This is a genomic window from Sphingobium sp. B11D3B (genome assembly GCF_025961735.1).
In the GTDB taxonomy this organism is placed as follows: Bacteria; Pseudomonadota; Alphaproteobacteria; order Sphingomonadales; family Sphingomonadaceae; genus Sphingobium.
This window is the reverse complement of sequence record NZ_JAOQOF010000001.1, coordinates 2008319-2028727: the sequence shown is the minus strand read 5'-3', so window position 1 is coordinate 2028727 and position 20409 is coordinate 2008319. Positions and strand designations below refer to the sequence as shown.

The 20409-nt window shown below is 67.0% G+C and carries 18 protein-coding genes and 1 tRNA gene; 6 read left to right on the top strand and 13 right to left on the bottom strand.

Features of this window, described 5'->3' with window-relative positions:
• The 5 genes from M2333_RS09515 to M2333_RS09495 all read right to left on the bottom strand — a co-directional run bounded on the left by M2333_RS09515 (window position 1) and on the right by M2333_RS09495 (window position 4269).
• Window positions 1-1350: a S41 family peptidase gene (locus tag M2333_RS09515; protein WP_264611596.1), complete on the bottom strand. Its 1350-nt coding sequence runs from the start codon at window positions 1348-1350 to the stop codon at window positions 1-3.
• Between the two features lie 108 nt (window positions 1351-1458).
• Window positions 1459-2703 carry a murein hydrolase activator EnvC family protein gene (locus M2333_RS09510; RefSeq protein WP_264611595.1) on the bottom strand — a complete coding sequence of 415 codons (1245 nt, stop codon included), beginning with the start codon at window positions 2701-2703 and terminating at the stop codon, window positions 1459-1461.
• A gap of 39 nt (window positions 2704-2742) precedes the next feature.
• The gene (locus tag M2333_RS09505) at window positions 2743-3168 is read right to left on the bottom strand and encodes a 23S rRNA (pseudouridine(1915)-N(3))-methyltransferase RlmH (protein WP_264569638.1); all 426 of its coding nucleotides are present in this window, start codon (window positions 3166-3168) and stop codon (window positions 2743-2745) included.
• 28 nt (window positions 3169-3196) lie between these two features.
• Window positions 3197-3598 carry a ribosome silencing factor gene (gene rsfS / locus M2333_RS09500; RefSeq protein ID WP_264611594.1) on the bottom strand — a complete coding sequence of 134 codons (402 nt, stop codon included), beginning with the start codon at window positions 3596-3598 and terminating at the stop codon, window positions 3197-3199.
• 20 nt (window positions 3599-3618) lie between these two features.
• Entirely contained in the window at window positions 3619-4269 is a 651-nt protein-coding gene (locus M2333_RS09495; protein WP_264611593.1) for a nicotinate-nucleotide adenylyltransferase, read from the bottom strand.
• Window positions 4270-4490: 221 nt separating this feature from the next.
• Here M2333_RS09495 and M2333_RS09490 point away from each other — a divergent pair, with 221 nt between their 5' ends.
• The 5 genes from M2333_RS09490 (at window position 4491) to M2333_RS09470 (ending at window position 10494) form a co-directional block, all read left to right on the top strand.
• Window positions 4491-5888 carry a glycosyl transferase family protein gene (locus M2333_RS09490; RefSeq protein WP_264611592.1) on the top strand — a complete coding sequence of 466 codons (1398 nt, stop codon included), beginning with the start codon at window positions 4491-4493 and terminating at the stop codon, window positions 5886-5888.
• Window positions 5885-6976 carry a hypothetical protein gene (locus M2333_RS09485; RefSeq protein WP_264611591.1) on the top strand — a complete coding sequence of 364 codons (1092 nt, stop codon included), beginning with the start codon at window positions 5885-5887 and terminating at the stop codon, window positions 6974-6976. The genes M2333_RS09490 and M2333_RS09485 overlap by 4 nt, the downstream gene beginning before the upstream one ends.
• A 55-nt stretch (window positions 6977-7031) precedes the next feature.
• Complete coding sequence (locus M2333_RS09480) at window positions 7032-7946, top strand: sulfite exporter TauE/SafE family protein (protein WP_181558917.1); 915 nt, start codon at window positions 7032-7034, stop codon at window positions 7944-7946.
• Window positions 7943-8728, top strand: coding sequence for a TIGR02186 family protein (locus M2333_RS09475; protein ID WP_181558918.1), 786 nt, complete (start codon window positions 7943-7945; stop codon window positions 8726-8728). The genes M2333_RS09480 and M2333_RS09475 overlap by 4 nt, the downstream gene beginning before the upstream one ends.
• Window positions 8729-8967: 239 nt before the next feature.
• The gene (locus M2333_RS09470) at window positions 8968-10494 is read left to right on the top strand and encodes an ATP-binding protein (protein WP_264612602.1); all 1527 of its coding nucleotides are present in this window, start codon (window positions 8968-8970) and stop codon (window positions 10492-10494) included.
• A gap of 117 nt (window positions 10495-10611) precedes the next feature.
• Here M2333_RS09470 and M2333_RS09465 read toward each other — a convergent pair whose 3' ends face one another.
• From M2333_RS09465 to M2333_RS09430, 8 genes are all read right to left on the bottom strand, one after another.
• Window positions 10612-11016 (bottom strand): metallopeptidase family protein, encoded by a 405-nt coding sequence (locus M2333_RS09465; RefSeq protein WP_319801306.1) that lies wholly within the window; start codon window positions 11014-11016, stop codon window positions 10612-10614.
• Window positions 11009-11887: a zinc metalloprotease HtpX gene (htpX, locus tag M2333_RS09460; RefSeq protein ID WP_413716523.1), complete on the bottom strand. Its 879-nt coding sequence runs from the start codon at window positions 11885-11887 to the stop codon at window positions 11009-11011. The genes M2333_RS09465 and htpX overlap by 8 nt, the downstream gene beginning before the upstream one ends.
• A 104-nt stretch (window positions 11888-11991) precedes the next feature.
• Window positions 11992-12744, bottom strand: coding sequence for an SDR family oxidoreductase (locus M2333_RS09455; RefSeq protein WP_264611589.1), 753 nt, complete (start codon window positions 12742-12744; stop codon window positions 11992-11994).
• A 10-nt stretch (window positions 12745-12754) separates the two neighbouring features.
• Window positions 12755-14257 carry an MATE family efflux transporter gene (locus M2333_RS09450; RefSeq protein WP_264611588.1) on the bottom strand — a complete coding sequence of 501 codons (1503 nt, stop codon included), beginning with the start codon at window positions 14255-14257 and terminating at the stop codon, window positions 12755-12757.
• Window positions 14258-14275: 18 nt separating this feature from the next.
• The gene (locus M2333_RS09445; protein WP_264611587.1) at window positions 14276-17092 is read right to left on the bottom strand and encodes a valine--tRNA ligase; all 2817 of its coding nucleotides are present in this window, start codon (window positions 17090-17092) and stop codon (window positions 14276-14278) included.
• 305 nt (window positions 17093-17397) lie between these two features.
• Window positions 17398-17979 (bottom strand): DUF2497 domain-containing protein, encoded by a 582-nt coding sequence (locus M2333_RS09440; protein ID WP_264611586.1) that lies wholly within the window; start codon window positions 17977-17979, stop codon window positions 17398-17400.
• 23 nt (window positions 17980-18002) lie between these two features.
• Window positions 18003-19451, bottom strand: coding sequence for a TolC family outer membrane protein (locus M2333_RS09435; protein ID WP_264611585.1), 1449 nt, complete (start codon window positions 19449-19451; stop codon window positions 18003-18005).
• A 20-nt stretch (window positions 19452-19471) separates the two neighbouring features.
• Window positions 19472-20125, bottom strand: coding sequence for a protein-L-isoaspartate O-methyltransferase family protein (locus tag M2333_RS09430; RefSeq protein WP_264611584.1), 654 nt, complete (start codon window positions 20123-20125; stop codon window positions 19472-19474).
• A gap of 200 nt (window positions 20126-20325) precedes the next feature.
• Here M2333_RS09430 and M2333_RS09425 point away from each other — a divergent pair.
• A tRNA-Cys gene (locus M2333_RS09425) sits at window positions 20326-20399 on the top strand.
• Window positions 20400-20409: the final 10 nt, after the last annotated feature.

Here is a 20409-nt window from a genome sequence, read left to right as displayed (position 1 = left end):
TTACCGCCGTGCCTTCGTCGCCGGGGCTGCCGCCATTTGCGGCGTCCCGTTCAGGCGGCCGAGGGTCTGCAGCGCGTAATGGAGCTGGAAGTCCTCAACCCCCTGCTTCTTGAGATCCTCCGCCGTCGCGGTGAAGCGCGGATCGGGGTTGCTGTCCGCCTCCAGCTCCGAGCGATCCAGCTTGGCCTCGTTGATGAGGTGACGGCGCAGGTCGCTTTCGCGATATTTCGGCCGCTTGGCGTAATCCGGGTCGGAGAGCTGCGGCACCAGAATGTCCGGCTCGATGCCGCCTTCCTGCACCGAGCGGCCCGATGGCGTGTAATAGCGCGCCGTGGTGAGCCGCAGCGCGGTATCCTGCGAGAGCGGCAGCAGCGTCTGCACGCTGCCCTTGCCGAAGCTGCGCTCGCCCATGATGAGTGCGCGCTTCTGGTCCTGCAGGGCGCCGGCCACGATCTCGGAGGCGGAAGCCGACCCCGCATCGATCAGCACGACGACGGGCAGGCCCTGCGCATCATCGCCGGGCCGGGCATAATAAGGCCGGGTGTCGCCGCGCTGGCGGCCGCGCTGCGAGACGATCTCGCCGCGCTCGAGGAAGGCGTCGGAGACGCGCACCGCTTCATCCAGCAGCCCGCCGGGGTTGGAACGCAGATCCAGCACATAGCCGATCGGCTTGTGGCCGAGCGACTTGTCGATGCCGCGAATGGCGCTCTGCACGTCAGCGCCGGTGTCGGCGGAGAAGCTGACGATCTTGATGACGCCGACATCACCCTTCACCTGCCATTTGACCGGCTTGATATCGATGATCGCGCGCGTCAGTTCCACGTCGAACGGCTCGGTGCGGCCTTCGCGGGCGATGGTGAGCTTCACCTTGGTGTTCGGCGCGCCGCGCATCTTCTCGACTGCTTCATCGAGCGTGCCGCCATAAATCAGCTTGCCGTCGATATGCGTGATATAGTCGCCGGCCTTGATGCCCGCGCGCGCGGCGGGGGTATCGTCGGTCGGCGCGATCACCTTCACCACGCCTTCGTCCATCGTGACGGAGAGGCCGAGGCCGCCATAGCTGCCCTCGGTCTGGGTACGCAGATTCTCGAAGGAGCGGACATCCAGATAGGCGCTGTGCGGATCGAGACTGGAGAGCATCCCCTCGATGGCGCCCTTGATCAGCGTCGCATCATCGACCTGCTCGACATAATTGGCGCGCACCCGCTGGAACACGTCCATGAACAGATCGAGCTGTTTGTAAGTCTCACCCTCGGTCTCCGTGACGGCAGAGGTCGACGCGGGAATGAGCGCGATGGCGCATAGGATCGCGGCGGAACGGAGAAACAGGGTGCGGCGGGCATTGGCCATGGAGACGCTTTCGACAAAAATGCTGTCCTGATCTATAGCAGGAACAACGGTTCTGCCTAGGTCGCACGCCAGCGTAGCGAAGATAGCGTTACGCGCTGCTGAACGGGGCTAGCGGACAAGGGAAGCAATATCGACAGCGCGGTCCTGCTGGCGCAGCTCGATGATGAGTTGAGCCGGGTCGCTGCCGGTCGCGCCGACCGGGTCGCCCTGACGCAATGAGTCTCCCGGCGCCACGCTCAGCCGGTCGAGGCCGGCCAGCAGGCTCGTCCAGCCGCCGCGATGCTCCAGGATGACGATCTTGCCATAGCCGCGAAACGGCCCGGCAAAGGCGACTCGTCCCGCGGCCGGCGCGATGACCGCTGCCCCGGCTGCGGTCGCCATGGTGATGCCCCGCGCGCGCACGCCGCCTGCGCTCAATTCCCCGAAGCCGGTGACGATGTCGCCGATGGCAGGCAGGCGATAGGGCGGGGCCGGGGTCTGGCCTGCGGCGACGCTCGGCCGCTCGGGTGCCGGTGCGGCGCTGTTTTGCGGACGGGCCGGCCGCGGCATCGGGCCGGGCAGGCGCAGCAACGCCTCCTGCACCTGTGCCGCATCGCCGATCCGGTCCATCAGATCGCTGATATCGCGGGCCTGCTCGCCCATGGCGAGGGCGCGCTCGGTCTGCAGGCTGGCCTCTGCGCGCAACTGCCGGGAAGCGCCGCGCTGGCGCTGCTCAAGCGTGCTGAGCGCGGCCTGCTGCGTTTTCAGCCCGGCGCGGGTGCGGACGAGGGACTGCGCCGCCGCCTGCGCGCTGCGCTGCAGATCGGCACTGCGCGCAATGGCGCCCCGCAGATCCTGCGTGGAGGCGGTGATGGTCGGCAATATCTGCGCGAGCGCGATGCGGCGATGCACTGCCTCGCTGATCGTGCCGGGCGCGACCAGTGCAAGCACGGGCGAGCGCCGGGCCAGTTGCTGCAGGGCAGCGGTTAGTCGCACGATCGGCTGCTGGCGGGTGGCGAGCTGGCGCCGCTGCTCGCGCTGGCGCGTGATAATGATCGCCATGCGTGCCTCGCCCGCGCGTAGATCTGCCTCGCTCTGCTGGATGCGGGCGGCGAGCGCCGCGATTTCGTTGCGGGTTTTGTCGGCTGCGGCGGAGGAGGCGCGGGCACGGGCTTCCAGGGCTTCGCCACGCTTGCGGGCTTCCTCGCCCTGCGCGCGGGCGCGAGCCAGCGCGGCCTGCTGTCGGGCGATCTCCGCCTGAGCGGCCTGCGGCGCCGGATTGCGCTGGGCAGAGAGAGCCAGCGGTGCCGCGATGGCGGTGACGAGCAGGGCAGCGGTGGCCAGCATGACAGGCAGGGACGGCCGCGAGGCCATTGGCCGGGGCAGTCGGGTCCAGGTCGCCGCCACCACGCCTCATCCCTCCCGGTGATAGGGGTGGTTGGCGAGGATGCTGGTGGCGCGCCAGAGCTGTTCGGCCAGCATCGCCCGCGCCATCATGTGCGGCCAGGTCATCGCCCCGAACGCGATCAGCAGATCGGCGCTGGCCCGGTCTGCGGTCTCGAACCCGTCCGCCGCGCCGATCATGAAGCGGCACTCGCGCACGCCGTCGTCCCGCCAGCGGCCGATCTGCTCGGCAAAGGCCATGGAGGTCAGCTGCTTGCCGGTTTCATCGAGCATCACCATGACCGACTGGGCGGGCAGGGGCGGCGGCGCCTTGCCGCCACGATCCGGCAGTTCGGTGACCTTGGTGGGCAGCGTCACACGCTTGAGGTAGCGCTCGACCAGATCGGCCTCTGGCGAGCGGCCGATGCGTCCCCGTGCGACGATGTGCAGCAGCATTCGGCCCCCGGGGTACGCTTGAAGGAGATCAGGCCTCGCCGGCGGCCAGCGGTGCGTCCGAGAAGCCCCACATGCGCTCGAGATTGTAGAAGCTGCGGACCTCCGGGCGGAAGACATGGACGACCACGTCACCCGCGTCGATCAGCACCCAGTCGGCGACGGGCAGGCCTTCGATGCGGACATTGCGGCCCATCGTCTGCTTGATCCGCTCGGCCAGCTTCTGGGCAATGGCGGCCACCTGCCGGGACGAACGACCCGACGCGATCACGATGTGATCGGCAATGCTGCTCTTGCCGGCAAGCGGAATGCTCACGACTTCCTGCGCCTGATCATCGTCCAGCGATTCCAGAACGATCGCCAGGAGGCGATCCGAGGATGCAGCGATGCCGGGTTGGGACAGTCCTCCAGCGGGGGCAGGACGGGCGGGCATGGGTAACGGGTCGGGCAATGTCACTCCTGTGGGATGCGGCGACCGGTCACGCCGTCGATCGGCGCAACATCAGCAAAGCTACGGTGCCAAAGAGGCGCCTTCTGCCGAAGCAGCGTGGCTGATCTGGGATCGGGGCGAAAGCGCAAAAGCACGAGCGCCGGCAGTCTCCATGTCGTCCAGCTTTTGCTCTGACTGGCGGGTCGGACGAAACGCCGCAACCAGGCCATGGCCGGTGAGCCTACAGCCGCCCGACTATAGCCGGGTCGGGCGATAACAGCAATGGCCGTTGTTCGCGCAATATCGCGCCAGCCCTTCCACTGGTGGAACTGGGCCAGATTGTCCTCGCCCATCAGCCAGATGAACCGGCGGTGCGGGTAGCGGCGCGTCAGCCGGCGCAGCGTGTCGAGCGTGTAGCGAGTGTGCATCTCCCGCTCGATGGCGGTGACGCGGATGGGCGCGCGGCGGGCGGCCGCCTTGCCGCTGGCGACGCGCGCGTTCAGCGATGCCATGCCGGCGCGTGGCTTGAGCGGATTGCCCGGCGAGACCAGCCACCAGACCTCATTGAGGCCTAGCGCGGCGTGCGCGAACAACGAGATGGCACGATGGCCGCCATGGGCGGGGTTGAACGATCCGCCCAGCAAGCCGACTGGCACACGCTTGCCCCGCGTCACGCGGGCGCGCTCCCGCAAATGTGCGGCTGGTCGGGGGCGGGCGCGCAACAGCTCATGGCCTGTCGCTAGAGGCCGGGCGGGATCAGGTCAAACCGGCAATGGCCAGGATGAACCGCGGAAACGTTAACGCCGCGAAAAGCATCATTGCTCCAGGTCCCTCATTATGCTCAATAAATCGCTCGGCAGCGCAGGGGGAACGCGGTGTCGACTCGGGGGGGAAGATGGGTGGGACACTCGCTTTGAGCGAGCTGCTGTGCAGCGAGCTTCTCTTGTTTGCCGCTTTGGGGCTTATCATCGGTGGGCTGGACGATCTGGCCATCGACCTCATCTATCTGGCGCGGCGCGGCTGGCGGTCGCTGACCGTCTACAGCCGGGTGGCGCGGATGACATCCCGGGATTTGCCGCCCGCTGGCTCTGCCGGGCCGATCGCGGTGTTCATTCCCGCCTGGGACGAGTCGGACGTGATCCGTCCCATGCTCACCGGCTGCCTCGACAAATGGGCCGGCGAGGATGTGCAGATTTTCGTTGGCGCCTATCCCAATGATCCGGCGACCTTGTGGGCGGTCTGCACGCTGATCACCGAGCGGGGCGGCGGGCGCGTGACCTTGGTGGTCAATGAACGGCCCGGTCCCACCACCAAGGCCGATTGCCTGAACCAGCTGTGGGTGGCCATGCAGCGCTGGGAAGCCGAGCAGGGGCGCCGCGTGCTCACGGTGGTGCTGCACGATGCCGAGGATGTCGTGCATCCCGATGCGCTGCGGGTGATCGGCTATCTCGCGCCGCGCTTCGCGCTCGTCCAGCTCCCGGTCCTGCCGCTCAAATCGGCGCGCTCGCAATGGGTTGCGGGCCATTATCTCGATGAATTCGCGGTCGCGCATGGCGCCTCGCTGACGGTGCGGGAAGCGCTGGGCGCAGCCATGCCCTCGGCCGGCGTCGGCTGCGGGTTCAGCCGCGATGCGCTCGCCGCCGTGGCGATGGAGCGGGGCGGGCGGCCATTCGATGAGGCCAGCCTCACCGAGGATTATGAGCTCGGCCTGCGCATCGGCGATGCCGGCGGGCGCGGCATATTGGTGCGGATGCGCGACGCCAGGGGCGAGCTGATCGCCACGCGCGAATATTTCCCGGATAGCTGGGGCGCCGCCGTCCGGCAAAAGGCGCGCTGGACGGTGGGCATCGCCTTGGCCGGCTGGGATCGGCTCGGCTGGTCTGGCCCCTGGCGCGAGCGCTGGATGCGCCTGCGCGATCGACGCGCGGCGCTGGCAGCGATCGTCCTGGTCGCGGCTTATGCCGGGCTGGGGCTGGCCCTGTTCATCCACATCACGCGCAGCCTGATGGGCCTGCCACCAATGGTCTGGCCCGAGCCCTTGCCCTGGTTGATGCGCGCGACAGCAGTGCTGCTCGCCTGGCGGCTCATCATGCGCATGCTGTTCGTCTGGCGAGCCTATGGCTGGGGTCAAGCGCTCCTCTCCGTGCCCCGCACGATCACTGGCAATATCGTCGCCATTCTCGCCGCTGGGCGCGCCATTTCGATCTATGTGCGGCATCTTCGCGGACGCGCGCTGGTGTGGGACAAGACGCGGCACCGCTTCCCGGACGCGGCCACGGGAGCCCCGGCATGAGCGCCGGTGGCGGGCGGCCGCTGCGGTTCCTGGGCGCGGTCCTGGGCTGCTGGGTCTGCGTGCGCGGCGTGATGCTGGGCTGGCCCGTGATGGCGGGAGGCGAGCGCGGGGCGACGGACGTTGCGGCCTTGCCTGCGGCGGAGGCGCCGGCCGGCGGGGGCCGGGCTGACGATAGCGACGGGCAGCGCATCGCGGGATTGTCGGGCGATGCCCCCGCTGTCGCCGGCCGACCGGCAGGCAGTGCGGCGCGGCCTCACCATGCCGTGCCCTCATACCGGATGCCCGTCGCGCTTTGGGCGCAGGCTCCACAAACGGACATGCCACAGCCAAGGTCGGACGCTCCGCGCAATGCGCCGACTTCGGCAGCGACGCTTTCGCAAGGGACCGTGCTGGGCGAGCCGTCGATCGGCACCCTGCGAGAAGCGCGCAAGAGCGGCCGCTTGTCCGGCCAGGCATGGCTGTTCTGGCGCCCCGATGCCGGCGGCTTGCGCGCTTTTGCGCCGCTGCTCGGCGGCTCGCAAATGGGCGTCCGGCTCGATTATCGCGTCAGCAGCAGCGAGATGGGCGTGTTCAGCCTCTATGGACGGGCCAGCCGCGCGATCGAACGGCCGTTCGCGGAGGAGGGAGCATTCGGCCTCGCCTGGCGCCCGGCCGGACTGCCCGCTGCGTTGCCAGTCTCGCTGATGGTGGAACGCCGCCAGCGTCTGGGGACAGGCGGTCGCAACGGGTTCGCCCTGCTGGCGGCCGGCGGCCTCAACGCCACCCAGATCCTGCCGCGCGTCGAGGCGGACGGCTATGCGCAGGCCGGATTTGTCGGCTTGCCCGGCAGCGATGGCTTTGCGGACGGCAAGGCTGCCCTCTCTTACCGGCTGTTTCCGCCCGGACGGGGGCTCGCGCTGGCGGTCGGCGGCGCGCTCTCCGGCAGCGTCCAGCCCGGTGCACGGCGTCTGGACATCGGGCCGCAACTCCGTGCCCGGCTGCCATGGGCCCGGCCGGGGCTCAGCCTCTCGGCGGAATGGCGCGTCCGCATCGCCGGCAATGCACGCCCGGCAAGCGGCCCTGCGATCACCCTCGCGACCGATTTTTGAGTATCGGGCGGCAAGCCCCTTTTTGATCGGGCGCTTTGCGACTACCGAGGGCGACATGGACATCTATCTGCCGATCGCCAACCTGTCGGTGAACGCCCTGGTCATCATCGGCCTGGGCGGCCTTGTCGGCCTGCTCTCGGGCATGTTCGGCGTGGGCGGCGGATTTCTCACCACGCCCTTGCTGATCTTCTACGGCATTCCGCCGACCGTTTCCGCCGCATCCTCGGCCACGCAGGTGATGGGCGCGAGCGTCTCCAGCGTGTTCAGCCATCTCGGCCGCAAGACGGTCGATCTCAAGATGAGCGCCGTGCTCGTCGTTGGCGGTGCCATCGGCGCGGCGCTGGGCGCGGTGATCTATCGCGTGCTGGAGCGCATGGGCCAGATCGATACGACCATCGCCGTGCTCTATGTGCTGATGCTCGGCTCGATCGGCATGCTGATGGCGCGGGAATCGATCCATGCGCTGGTGATGGCGCGGCGCGGGCAGCGGCAGGCCGCGCGCAAGCGGCGGCACCACCCGCTGGTGGCGGCGCTGCCGCTGCGCTGGCGTTTCTATGCTTCGGGCCTTTACATTTCGCCGCTGGCGCCGCTGCTGCTCGGCATCTTCTCGGGCATCATGACCATGTTGATGGGCGTGGGCGGCGGCTTCATCCTCGTGCCCGCGATGCTCTACATTCTTGGCATGTCGACGCAGATCGTCATCGGCACGTCGCTGTTCCAGATCCTGTTCGTGACGATGTTCACGACGATGGTCCACGCCACCACCACCCATGCGGTGGACCTCGTCCTCGCCTTCCTGCTGCTCATCGGCAGCGTGACCGGCGCGCAGATCGGCAGCCGCATCTCGATGCGAGCGCGGCCGGAATATCTGCGCGTCGCGCTGGCTTTCATCGCTTTGGTCATCGCCATCCGCATGGCGCTGGGCCTTGGCTGGCGGCCGGACGAGATCTACTCGGTGGTTGTCCAGTGATCGCCCGCATCGCCCCCTGGGTGGTGGCGCTGGCGCTGCTGGGCGGCGCCCCGGCGAGCGCGCAGCGGGCCGCGCCGCAGCTCGTGCCAGACGTTTCGCAACGCACGGTCGAGATCCAGTTCAGTTTCACCGGCGCGGAACTGCTGCTGTTCGGCGCGATCCTCTATCCCGGTGGGCGCGTGCCGGAGGAACCGGTCGACATCATCGTCGTGCTCAAGGGCCCGAGCCAGGCGATCACCGTGCGCGAGAAGCGCAAGCTCGCCGGCATGTGGGTCAATGCCGACAGCATCGCGTTCCGCTCGGCGCCCAGCTTCTACGCCGTGGCGTCCTCGCGCCCCATCGACCAGATCGTCGATGAACGCACCGCCGCGATCTACGAGCTGGGGCTGAGCAAGCTGCAGCTCTCGCCCGCGTCCTTCAGCGATACCGAGGAGATCGGCCGGTTCGCCAGCGGTCTCAATGATCTGCGTGCGCGCAGCGGGCTGTATCTGGAAGCGCCCAAAGCGGTCGAGATCACCGATGGCGTGCTGTACCGCGCGCGCCTGCCGCTCTCCGCCCGGGTGGTCACCGGCACCTACACCGCCGAGACCTTTCTTGTGCAGAATGGCCGCGTGCTCGCCGCCGCGGTGCGCGAGATCGAGGTGCACAAGACCGGCTTCGAGCGCGACATCGGCGTCTTCGCGCAGGAACATGGCGTGGCTTATGGCCTTGTCGCCGTTTTCTCGGCGCTCGCCATGGGCATGTTCGCCGGCTTCGTCGCAGGTCGCGTGAAGATGCGCTGAGCCCAAGCCGCGCCCACGGCGCAGGCATTTGTTTACGCATATTCGATACGCCCTGCATCCTGGCCACAGGTGGGAGCGACGCGGTGAACTATTTTTCTGGCAGGGATCTGGATGGCCAGCCGGTGCCGGTCGATGCCGTGGCGCAGCCCGGCGTGCGGCCGCATTTTTCGGATATCGAGATCGGCGTCATCTCCGCGATATCCGGCGGCTCGGCCAAAATCCTGCTCGACATCGCCGCCATGGAGCAGCTGGCGGGGGAGAGCGACCCCAGCATCGCCATGGGCGGGCAGGTCGGCAGCCAGCTCAAGATGCGGGTCGGCGCCTGCTGGATCGTCGCGACGGTGCGCACGCTGGCGCTCGATTCCCGCTCCGCGACGCACATCCTCGCGGATATCGACTTTGTCGGGGAGGGCGATCAGGAGCAGTTGACCGGCCGCATCTTCCGTTTCCGCCGTGGCGTCACGCGCTTCCCGGTGCCCGGCACGCCCATCTATCCCGTCTCCAGCCCGGACATGCTGGAGATCTATTCCGCCCATGATCAGGCGCGGATCGAGATCGGCACGGTCTACCCCACCGCCAACACGCGCGCCTCGCTGCTGGTCGATGCGCTGCTCGGCAAGCATTTCGCGCTGCTCGGCTCCACCGGCACCGGCAAGTCCACATCCGCTGCGCTCATCCTGCACCGCATCTGCGACATGGCGCCGCAGGGCCATATCGTGATGATCGATCCGCACGGCGAATATGGCGCGGCCTTCGCCGGCAATGGCGCGGTTTACGATACCAGCAATCTCGAGCTGCCCTATTGGCTGATGAACTTCGAGGAGCATTGCGAAGTGCTCGTCACTTCCAAGGGCCCCGAGCGCGCGCAGGATTGCGACATTCTCGCCAAGTGCCTGCTCGCCGCGCGCGGCCGCAGCCGGCTGGCGGAGGGCATCGGGCGGCTGACGGTCGATTCGCCCGTGCCCTATCTGCTCTCCGATCTCGCCGCGATCCTCGCCAATGAGATGGGGAAGCTCGACAAGAGCACCAATTCGCTGCCCTATCTGCGCCTGCGCACCCGGCTGGACGAGATCAAGGCGGACCCGCGCTTCAGCTTCATGTTCTCAGGCATGCTGGTGGCGGATTCCATGCAGAATTTCCTCGCCAAGCTGTTCCGTCTGCCGGCGATGGGCAAGCCGATCTCCATCGTCGATACCTCGGCCATGCCGTCCGAGATCACCCATGTCGTCGTCTCGGTGCTGGCGCGGCTGATCTTCGATTTCGCCATCTGGGCGCGGGACGAGGAACAGAAGCCGATCCTGCTCGTCTGCGAGGAAGCGCATCGCTACATCCCCTCCAGCAACATCGAGGCCGGGCAGAGCGTCCGCAAGATCCTCGAGCGGATCGCCAAGGAAGGGCGCAAATATGGCGTGTCGCTGGGGCTGATCACGCAGCGCCCGTCCGATCTTGCCGAGGGCGTGCTCTCGCAATGCGGCACGCTGATCGCCATGCGCCTCAACAACGAGCGCGATCAGCATTTCGTGAAGGCAGCGATGCCGGAGGGCTCGCGCGGCTTCCTCGATTCGATCCCGGCCCTGCGCAACCGCGAGTGCATCGTCTGCGGCGAGGGCGTCACCGTGCCGATCCGCGTCGCCTTTGACGACCTCGAAGCCGCCCGCCGTCCCGCTTCGGCGGACCCGGTCTTCTCCGACCTGTGGCGCCAGACCGGCGGCGAGGAGGAAATTCTGGAACGCACGATCAACCGCTGGCGTAATCAGGGGCGCTGAGCGGGCGCGCAACTCCAACCTAAACCAGTGCTCCTGCGAAGGCAGGAGCCCAGGGCGGCGATGGCCGTCCGTTGGGCCCTGGGTTCCTGCCTTCGCAGGAACACAAAAAGGGGTGTCTTAGCTCCCCAATCCCTCCTCAATCGCGTGCATATCCTCGTCGGAAAAGCCGAAATGGTGGCCCACCTCATGGACGATGACATGGGCGATCAGCGCATCCAGCGCGACGCCGCTATCCACCCATTCCTCCAGCAGCGGGCGGCGGTAGAGGCGGATGATCGGCGGCAGATCGCCGGATGACCAGATGCTCTGCTCGGTCAAGGCATGGCCCTGATAAAGCCCGGTCAGCTCCCAGGGGTCTTCGATGCCCAGTTCATCGAGCACATCCTGCTCGGCGAATTCCTCGATCTGGATCGCAATGCCATCGAGATGCTGCCGGAACAGCGCCGGCATTGCCGCAATGGCCTGACGCGCCAGGCGCTCCAGCACGGCGGCATCCGGCGCGTGGCGCAGGGGTTCAGTCACGTGCGAGCGGGTCCAGCGCCGAGCGCCCACGACGGACGGCCGCCGGGCGCGCGCTGCTGCCCGGTCCCATGGCCTGCAGCGCGGCAATGCGCTTCTCGGTCCTGGGGTGGGTCGAAAACAGCTCGGAGACGCTGGTCGGCACGATGTAGAGCTGCGCCGCCGCCGGGTTCTGCGCCACCGCCTGTGTCGGGCGGCGCTGCGCCGCGCCGGCGATCTTGGCGAGAGCGGATGCCAGCGCATGGGGATTGCCACTGATCTCCGCACCGGCCTTGTCCGCGCCATATTCGCGGGTGCGGCTGATCGCCATCTGCACGATCATCGCCGCAAAGGGCGCGACCAGCACGGCGAGGATCGCCGCGAGCGGATTGCCGCCATTGCCATTGCCGCCCCGGAAGAACAGCGCGAAATTGGCGATCATCGAAATGGCGCCGGCAATGGTCGCGACCATGGTCATCACCAGCGTGTCGCGATTGCGGACATGGCCGAGCTCATGCGCCATTACCGCCGCGACTTCATCGCGGTCCAGCATGTGCAGCAGGCCAGTGGTGGCGGCAACGGCGGCATTCTGCGGGTTGCGGCCGGTCGCGAAGGCATTGGGGCTGGCGTCTTCCACGATGTAGACGCGGGGCATGGGCAAGCCGGCATTGCGGGCGAGATCGCGCACCATGCCGTAGAAATCCGGCGCGGAGGCCATGTCGACCTCGCGCGCATTGTGCATCCGCAGGACGATCTTGTCGGCATTCCAGTATGTGAACAGGTTCATGCCCGCCGCGACCAGCAGCGCGATCATCGCGCCGCCTGTGCCGCCGAACATATAACCCAGAGCCATGAACAGCGCGGTGAGCGCTGCCAGCAGCATGGCCGTCTTCATCATATTCAACGTCTTCAACTCCCTGAGGAAAAACCCGGAAAAGACCTCGCCAATGTAGGTGGACCGGTGTTTCCCTGCAATGGGAGCCGAGGTGGATTTGGCGCTCAGCCGTGCTGGAGATCGCAGTCGATGGGCAGCGCCGCGCCGGAGATGGAGCGCCCGGCCGGCGTCGTGAGGAACAGCGCCAGATCGGCGACATGTTCGGGCGGCACGATGCGCTTGAGCGATTGCGATGCAAGGCCGAGCGCGGTTTCCTCCGCCACGCTGCGCCCGCTGACGGTCGCACGACCCGCGATCACCCGGTCGAACCGCTCGCCGCCGACTGCGCCGGGCAGGATGGCGTTGGCCGTCACGTCGAACGGCCCGAGTTCCATCGCGAGTGTCTTGGTGAAGCCAATGAGGCCCCATTTGCTCGTCGCATAGGCGATGCGGTTGGGGTAGCCATAGCGCCCGGCGGCGGACGACAGGGTGATGATTGTTCCGGCGCTGGCCTTGAGCAACGGAATGGCCCGCTGGGTGACCTCGAACGTGCCGGTGAGGTTGATGTCGATCACCGCGCGCCAGTCAGCGCTGGGCAGCTCTTCCGCTGGTGCGGTCGGTCCGCCGATGCCGACATTGTTCACCAGCACGTCCAGCCCGCCCAGATGCGCGGAGACAGCTTCAAACAGGCTGTCGATCTCGGAGACCTGCGACACATCGCACCGTGCGCCGATCATCCCGGGGTGCGCGGCAAGGGCCTTGCCGATGCCGTCCCGGTCCACATCGCCGATCAGCACGCGATGCCCCTCGGCATGGAAGCGCCGGGCGATGGCGAGGCCGATGCCGCCTGCGCCGCCGGTGACCAGAACGCGCATCATATCGTTGCCCTCACCCTGCGCTGTGAACCGGCGCGCTGCCCGGCATCCCCAGGCTCGCCTCCCGCCAGCGCGCCCAGCGATAATAAGCCCAGCCGAGCAGCAAGGAGACGGCCGCGGAGGCGTTGAAGCTCCACCACAGCCCATCCGCGCCCAGATACGGATAGCTGGCGAAGTAGAAGCCGATCCGCACCAGAAACAGCGAGAAGGTGAGGATGAACAGGGGCGCCAGCACCACGCCATTGGCGCGCATCGTGCCGAACATGACCGTGGTCACGCTGAACAGCAGGAAGCTCCAGTTGACGATGTTCATCATGTGGCGGCCGATCTCGATGGCATCGCCGCCGCCTTCGAGGAACAGGGCGAGGATGGGCCGCGTGAACAGCATGACGAGCATGATGAGGCTGCCGGTCATCGCCAGATTGACGCCGACGGCAACCAGCGTGGTGCGCTCCACCCGGTCCCACTTGCCCGCGCCGATATTCTGGGCGGCAATGGCGGAAACCGCACCGCCGACCGCCATGGCCGGCATCTGGATGTAGTTCCACAATTGCTGGGCGGCGGCGAAGGCGGCTACCGTGGTGGTGCCCTCGCGATTGACGAAGCCGATGACGACCAGCGTGGAGAGCGAGAAGATCACCATCTGCAGCCCCATCGGCACGCCGCGCCCGGCGACGATCCGCAGCAGCGCCCAATCGGGCTTGAGATAGCCCCACTCAGCCCCGCGCAACCGCAGCGGCAGGTCGCGCCAGTAGATATAGGCGATCATCGCCGACAGGCCGCCGTAATTGGCGACGGCGGTGGCGAAGGCCGAGCCGGCGATCCCCATTTCCGGCGCCGGGCCAAGGCCGAGGATGAAGACCGGGTTGAGCAGGATATCCAGCAGGACGGTCAGGATCATGAACCACAAGGGCGTCATGGAATCGCCGCTGCCGCGCAGGCCCATCATCAGCATCACGAACATCATCGCGCCGGGCAGGCCGAGGAAAACGAAGTGCAGATAGGCGCGGGCGAGGCGGAAGACCTCCGGCGGCGTGGAGAGCAAGGCGAGGATGCGGTCCGACCACAGGAAGCCGCCGATGGCGATGACGAACGCCATGCCGAGGCAGAAGCCGATCGCCGAGCCGAAAGCGTGGCGCGCGGCCCGCAGGTCGCCGCGCCCGAAAGCCTGCCCGACGACGACATTGGCCGCCATGCCGAAGCCGAAGATCAGCGAGAACATCAGGAACATGATGATGTTCGCATTGGCGGTGGCCGCGAGCGCCGCTTCGCCCAGAAAATGCGCAACCCAGATCGAGTTGATCGAGCCGTTGAGCGTGTGGAGGATGTTGGAAGCGAGCGTCGGCAGGGTGAAGAGCACCAGCGTGCCGAAGATCGGCCCGCTCGTCAGGTCCCGCCCGCCACGGATATGGCGGGGGCCGGGCACGAGGCCACTATCCTCGACCAGCGCCTCCGCATCGGGGTCTGCGGCTGGGCGCCGCTCCCCCGAATCGTCCCATGATGGAGTCTCGCTCATCGCTTCGTGCCCACGTCCTTATCCAAGACGCGTCAGAGCAGCCTCCAGACGCTGGAATTCCGCGACTTTCTCGGCATGGTCGGCACGCGCCTTATCGACCGCTTCGGGCTTGGCCTTCTCGACAAATGCCGGGTTGGCGAGGCGCCCCTCGAGCGACTTGGCCTCCTTCTGCGCGGCATGAAGGGACTTTGTCAACCGAGCGCGTTCGGCCTCGATGTCGATGACACCCTCGAGCGGGAGGACCACAGTCGCTTCGTCCACGACCACCTGTGCCGCGCCGCCGGTCGCCTCACCGTCGAACTGCCAGGTCTCGATGCGCGCGAGACGGGAGAGGGCAGGGGTGAGCCGTTCGACCCGGCCGCGCGTCTGCGGATTGGCCTCGTTCACGATGGCGGTGAGCTTGGCGCCCGGCGGCACGCCCAGTTCGGCGCGGGCGGTGCGGATTTCGCTCACCATACGGATCAGCCAGTCGATCTCCGCGCTGGCCTGCGCATCCACCTGCGCGGCGGGCGCCGGCCATTGCGCCACGATCAGGTCATAGGGCCGCGCGCCCTGCGCATGCCACAGCTCCTCGGTGATGAACGGCATGAACGGGTGGAGCATGACGAGAATCTGGTCGATCACCCAGCCGGCGACGGCCTTCGTCTCCGCGTCGATATTGCCCTTGATCAGCTCCAGATACCAATCGCAGAACTGATCCCACACGAAATGGTAGATGGCATTGGCGGCGGCATCGAAGCGCAGGTCCGCCAGCGCCTTGTCCAGCTCGGCGACGGTGCTGACGACTTCGCCGATGATCCACTTGTTCACCGCTAGCGTGGCGGCGGGCGCGGCAACGCTCTCGCTCGCGCCGATGCCGTTCGACTGGGCGAAGCGCACGGCGTTCCATAGCTTGGTGGCGAAGTTGCGATAGCCCTCGACGCGCTTCTCATCCATCTTCACGTCGCGGCCCTGGCTCTCCATCGCCGCCATGAAGAAGCGCAGCGCATCGGCGCCATATTGGTCGATAAGCCCGAGCGGATCGACCACATTGCCCTTGGACTTGGACATTTTCTGCCCATCCGCGGCGCGCACGAGGCCATGAAGGTACAGCCGCTTCCACGGCACCTCCTTCATGAAATGAATGCCCTGCATCGCCATGCGCGCATCCCAGAAGAACAGGATGTCGAAGCCGGAGATGAGGAGATCGTTAGGGTAATGGCGCTCTACCAGTGACCGCGCACTGCCCGCACCAAACCCACCGTTCGTGTCGAGCGAAGTCGAGACACCGCCAGCGCTGTCCTTCGGGTTCTCGACTTCGCTCGAACCGAACGGAGAAGGGGATGCGTCGTCCGGCCAACCCAGCGTCGCGAACGGCCACAGCGCGGAGGAGAACCACGTGTCGAGCACGTCCTCATCGCGGGTAAGCTTGCGATTGCCCGCCTTGGTCTGCGCCTCTTCCTCGGTCTCGGCGACGAAGACATTGCCATCCTCGTCAAACCAAGCCGGAATCCGGTGCCCCCACCACAGCTGCCGGCTCACACACCAGGGCTGAATGTTCTCCATCCAGTTAAAGTAGGTCTTCTCCCAGCTCTTCGGCACGATCTCGATCGCCCCCGAGCGCACCGCCTCGATGGCGGGCTTGGCCAGCGTCGCGGCGTCGACATACCATTGGTCGGTGAGCCATGGCTCGATGACCACGCCGGAGCGGTCGCCATAGGGCGTCTGGATCGTGCGCGGTTCGGCGTCGTGCTCAGTCTCGTTGCCTTCTTTGTCGCGGGTGACGTGGGGGATGAGGAGGCCCAGCGTCTTCAGCTGCTCCACCACCAGCTTGCGCGCCTCGAAGCGCTCCAGCCCGATGAAGTCGGCGGGGACGAGGCCGTCGGCCGTCTGGACGACATTCGCGTGCGCATCGAGCATGTTCAGCATCTGCGCGGGCGCGATGCCGGCGCGCTTGCCGACCTCGAAGTCGTTGAAATCATGGCCCGGCGTGATCTTCACCGCGCCCGAGCCCAGTTCCGGATCGGCATGCTCATCAGCGACGATGGGGACGCGGCGGCCGGTGATCGGCAGGATGACATGCTTGCCGATGACGGACTGGTAGCGCGCGTCACCCGGGTTCACCGCCACGGCCATGTCAGCCAGCATCGTCTCGGGGCGGGTGGTCGCCACCTCAATAAAGTCCTGGCCCTCAACGCCCGGCCCATCGAGGCGCACGCCATCGGCCAGCGGATATTTGAAGTGCCAGAAGCCGCCCTTGACCTCGCGCGTCTCGACCTCGAGGTCGCTGATCGCGGTCTTGAGGCCCGGGTCCCAGTTCACCAGCCTTTTGTCGCGATACAGAAGCCCCTGATTGTAAAGATCGACGAACACCTTCACCACGGCGCGGGTGAAATGCGGGTCCATGGTGAACTGCTCGCGGCTCCAGTCCATTGAGCAGCCCAGCCGCCGGAGCTGGCCGGTGATCGTCCCGCCGCTCTCATGCTTCCATTCCCACACCTTCTCGACAAAGCCCTCGCGGGTGTAATCGGTGCGCTTCTCGCCCTTCGCGTTCATCTGCCGCTCGACGACCATCTGCGTGGCGATGCCAGCATGGTCCGTGCCGACCACCCACAGCGCATCCTTGCCGCGCAGCCGCTCGTAACGGATCACGATGTCCTGCAGCGTATTGTCGAGCGCGTGGCCGATGTGCAGGCTGCCGGTGACGTTCGGCGGCGGATTGACGATGGTGAAGGGCTGCGCATCCGGGCGGGCCGGGCGAAACTGGCCGGTCTGCTCCCAATGCGGATACCATTTCGCCTCGATCGCGGCCGGATCGAAGGTCTTTGCAAGCTCGGTGATGGGCGTGTTCGTCATGGCTGGGGCCTTAATCAGTCTTGCCGCGCCGCGCCAGTGGGTGCGGCAGCGGGCGAGCAGGGGAGAGCTATGGAAGGGTGCAGCGCGACCTTTCCTTCATGGTTCTCCCGCGAAAGCGGGAGTCCAGGGCGGGGAAGGACGGTGCCATGCGCCCTGGGCTCTTGCCTTCGCAGGAGCACTGGCTGTTCCATCCGAAAGGGAATGCGGTCGTCGGGTGACGCTCAGATGCTTATCTGATGTTGCGAGCCAGAACTGCCGCTCTCAAATCTGCCGAACCGCTGCGATGGAGGGCCGCGGCCCGGCCATCATACTCGGCCGGTGATCCGGTCGATCTCGCGCTTCACCATCGTCTCGACCATGCCGGGCAGGTTCTCGTCCAGCCATTCCTTGAGCATGGGGCGCAGCATCTCGCGCACCAGGCCTTCGACCGTGTTGGGCTGGCTGTCTTCCGGGCTGATGAGCAGCCGCGAGAGGTTGACGAGCGAATCGCGGGCAGCGCGGGCCTTCTCGTCCGAGACGAGCGTGGAGGCCGTCGTGGAAACAGCGGGCGCGCCATCGGCGGACGCTGCAGCGGCGCGCGGCTTGGCGGTGGCTTTGCTTTTAGACTCGGCGCTCTTCGGCTCGGCTTTCTGCTCCACAGCGGCCGGGGCGGGCTTGGCGGGGGCGCTCATCATCGGCTCCTCATGCGAGTCGTCGCTCTCGGCCCCGTCGGCATTGTCGCCGGGCAGCGCGTCCGTCAGCTCCAGAATCTGGTCATCCAGGCTGGCGCTCACGCTCGCCATGGCGGCCCGGCGCGGCACGCGCGGTGTCGCGGAAAGGCCGTCCTCCTCGGCGATGATCCGTTTGATGGAAGAGAGAATTTCCTCCATCGACGGCTCGTTCTGCATCGCCCCCATCATGGTTCCTGCGCTCAGTTGGTGTCTGAAGCGTTTACTGTCGCGTTTTGGGCGGCAGAGTCAACCGTGCGGGACGAAATGGGCGCCGGCTTGGCGTCATCGTCCCAGTCGAACCACTTGCCCTTCACGCGCTGGAAGTTGTCGGCCGGGTTGATGACCTGCTCGGGCGCGATGCCGAAGTCCGTCGGGTTGATCCGGCCCATCGCGGCCAGCAGCGAGAAGGCCGCGACATAGGCATTGCGCTCTGCCGTCACGAGCTGGACGCTGGCGATGAAGCTCTCCTGCTCTGCGTTCAGGATATCGAGGATGGTGCGGGTGCCCACGCTGTTTTCGGCGCGCACGCCGCGCAGCGAGAGGCCGCTGGCATCCACCGCCACGCGGTTGGAGGCGATCACTTCGTTGCTCGCCTGCCAGCTCGAATAGAGCGAGCGGGTCTGCGCGATCACGCTGCGCTCGACGGCGGTCTCGGTTTCCATCGCCTGCTGCTGATAGGCCTGGCTCTGGCGGACCTGCGCGCCGGGCCGGCCGCCCTGATAGAGCGGCAGGGAAAGGCGTGCGCCGACGATCACCTGGCCGCTGTCCTGCGCCTCGTTGGCGCCGCCGCGGGAGGCGAGATCGGTATAATGCTGGCCGCTGGCGAAGGCAGAGACCGTCGGCAGCCGCTGGCCCTTGGCGACGCGCACGTCATAGGCCGCGGCTTCGCGGATGTTGCGGGCCGCCAGCAGATCGGGATTCTGGGCCATGGCGACGTCGACAGCTTCGTCGGGCGTCGCGGGCAGGCCGGGCAATTGCGGCGGGGTCTGCAGGTCGACCGGCTCGTGGCCGACCAGCTGGATATAGCGCTCGCGCGCTTCGATCAGCGAGGCTTCGGCCGTCTGCATGTCCGCGCGGGCCAGCGAAAGGCGCGACTCGGACTGGGCGACGTCCGTGCGGGTGAGATCGCCGACCTGGAAGCGATTGTTGGTCGCCCGCAGATTGACCTCGAGCACCTGCACATTGTTGCGGCTGAGGCCTACGACGGACTCCGCGCGGATCACGTCCATATAGGCCGCCACCACCTGCGAGAAGATGGAGAGCTCCGTGGCGCGCAGATCATATTGCCCGGCCTCGATCCGCTCGCGCGCGCCGGCCAGCGCATTGCGCACCCGGCCACCGGAATAGACCGGCACGCTCACGCTCAGCAGCGTGGTGAGCGAGCGGGAGGGCGCCAGCCGATTGAGCGGGCGCTCATGAGCGAACTCGTTATAGGTGGAGGAGACGCCCACATCCGGCAAGCCATTGGCCTTCTGGATGTTGAAATTCTCGTCCGTCGCCCGCTGGCCGGCCCGCGCCGCGGTCAGCGTCGGATTGTCCCGATAGGCCGCGGCCAGCGCTTCCTGCAGCGTCTCGGCCTGGGCGGGGAGGGTGCTGGTGCTCAGCAGAGCGGCGAGCATCGCGAGGGGCTTGGTCCGGCGGATGAGCATAAGCGGTCGAGGCTTCCGGGTCAGAATGTGAAGGTCTTGGGCCGGGCGAAACCGGGCAGGGGCACGGCCTCCCAGTCCACGAAGGCGCGTGCGCCAAAGCCGCCGGTGGTACGCGTGCCGATGCACAGGCGCGTCACGCCGCGCTCCAGCCGTGCGAACACCGCGCGGCCACCGATGCGCAATTGCGCGACGAGCGTCTCGTCCAGCTCCTCGATGGCACCATCGACGAACAGCAGGTCATAAGGCGCGCCCTGCGCGAAGCCGGCGGCCAGCGGTCCCTGCTGCAGCGTGACGCCCGCGTGACCGGCCAGCGCAGCCTTGGCGTGGGCGAACAGCGCGTCATCGTCCTCGATCGCGACCACGGTGCAGCCAAGCCGCGCCAGCAGCGCCGCCGCATAGCCGGTCGCCGCGCCCACCAGCAGCACCTTCTCGCCCGCACGGGGGGCGGCTTCGACCAGCAGGCGCGCGGTGGCGAGCGGCGGGTTGAGCGCCCGGCCATTGGCCAGCGGCACGGCCCGATCGATATAGGCTGCGCTGCGCCGCTCCTGCGGTACATAGAGTTCGCGCGGTTCGGCGAGGATCGCTTCGAGGATCACAGGATCGTTGACGTCGCTGGTGCGCAACTGGCTTTCCACCATCGCACGGCGCATCGCCTTGAAAGTCTGCTCGGTCATAAGCTCCCTGATGACATGGCTGTATTGTATGAGCAATACAGTAATTGGCTTTGCCAGCCTCTCTAGCTTTTTTGCACCGCACAGTGAAAAGTTTTTTAATGCCCCTACGCAGTCTGCGCACCTGTCCCGTCCGTCATGGCGCAAAGCAAGTTGCGTTGCCGAATGAATTGAGCTAGCCGCGCTCCCTCGACCACCCCCGAGGCCCGATGGCGGAGTGGTGACGCAGCGGACTGCAAATCCGTATACGCCGGTTCGATTCCGGCTCGGGCCTCCAGCACTTCACA

Coding starts and splice junctions, on each gene's coding strand:
- M2333_RS09515 (WP_264611596.1), bottom strand. CDS start 1,350: ATGGCCAATGCCCGCCGCACCCTGTTTCTCCGTTCCGCCGCGATCCTA.
- M2333_RS09470 (WP_264612602.1), top strand. CDS start 8,968: ATGGAGCAGCTGGCGGGGGAGAGCGACCCCAGCATCGCCATGGGCGGG.
- M2333_RS09505 (WP_264569638.1), bottom strand. CDS start 3,168: ATGCTGCTGCACATCGTCGCACGGGGACGCATCGGCCGCTCGCCAGAG.
- M2333_RS09435 (WP_264611585.1), bottom strand. CDS start 19,451: ATGCTCATCCGCCGGACCAAGCCCCTCGCGATGCTCGCCGCTCTGCTG.
- M2333_RS09430 (WP_264611584.1), bottom strand. CDS start 20,125: ATGACCGAGCAGACTTTCAAGGCGATGCGCCGTGCGATGGTGGAAAGC.
- M2333_RS09445 (WP_264611587.1), bottom strand. CDS start 17,092: ATGACGAACACGCCCATCACCGAGCTTGCAAAGACCTTCGATCCGGCC.
- M2333_RS09510 (WP_264611595.1), bottom strand. CDS start 2,703: ATGGCCTCGCGGCCGTCCCTGCCTGTCATGCTGGCCACCGCTGCCCTG.
- rsfS (WP_264611594.1), bottom strand. CDS start 3,598: ATGCCCGCCCGTCCTGCCCCCGCTGGAGGACTGTCCCAACCCGGCATC.
- htpX (WP_413716523.1), bottom strand. CDS start 11,887: ATGAAGACGGCCATGCTGCTGGCAGCGCTCACCGCGCTGTTCATGGCT.
- M2333_RS09490 (WP_264611592.1), top strand. CDS start 4,491: ATGGGTGGGACACTCGCTTTGAGCGAGCTGCTGTGCAGCGAGCTTCTC.
- M2333_RS09480 (WP_181558917.1), top strand. CDS start 7,032: ATGGACATCTATCTGCCGATCGCCAACCTGTCGGTGAACGCCCTGGTC.
- M2333_RS09440 (WP_264611586.1), bottom strand. CDS start 17,979: ATGCAGAACGAGCCGTCGATGGAGGAAATTCTCTCTTCCATCAAACGG.
- M2333_RS09455 (WP_264611589.1), bottom strand. CDS start 12,744: ATGATGCGCGTTCTGGTCACCGGCGGCGCAGGCGGCATCGGCCTCGCC.
- M2333_RS09450 (WP_264611588.1), bottom strand. CDS start 14,257: ATGAGCGAGACTCCATCATGGGACGATTCGGGGGAGCGGCGCCCAGCC.
- M2333_RS09485 (WP_264611591.1), top strand. CDS start 5,885: ATGAGCGCCGGTGGCGGGCGGCCGCTGCGGTTCCTGGGCGCGGTCCTG.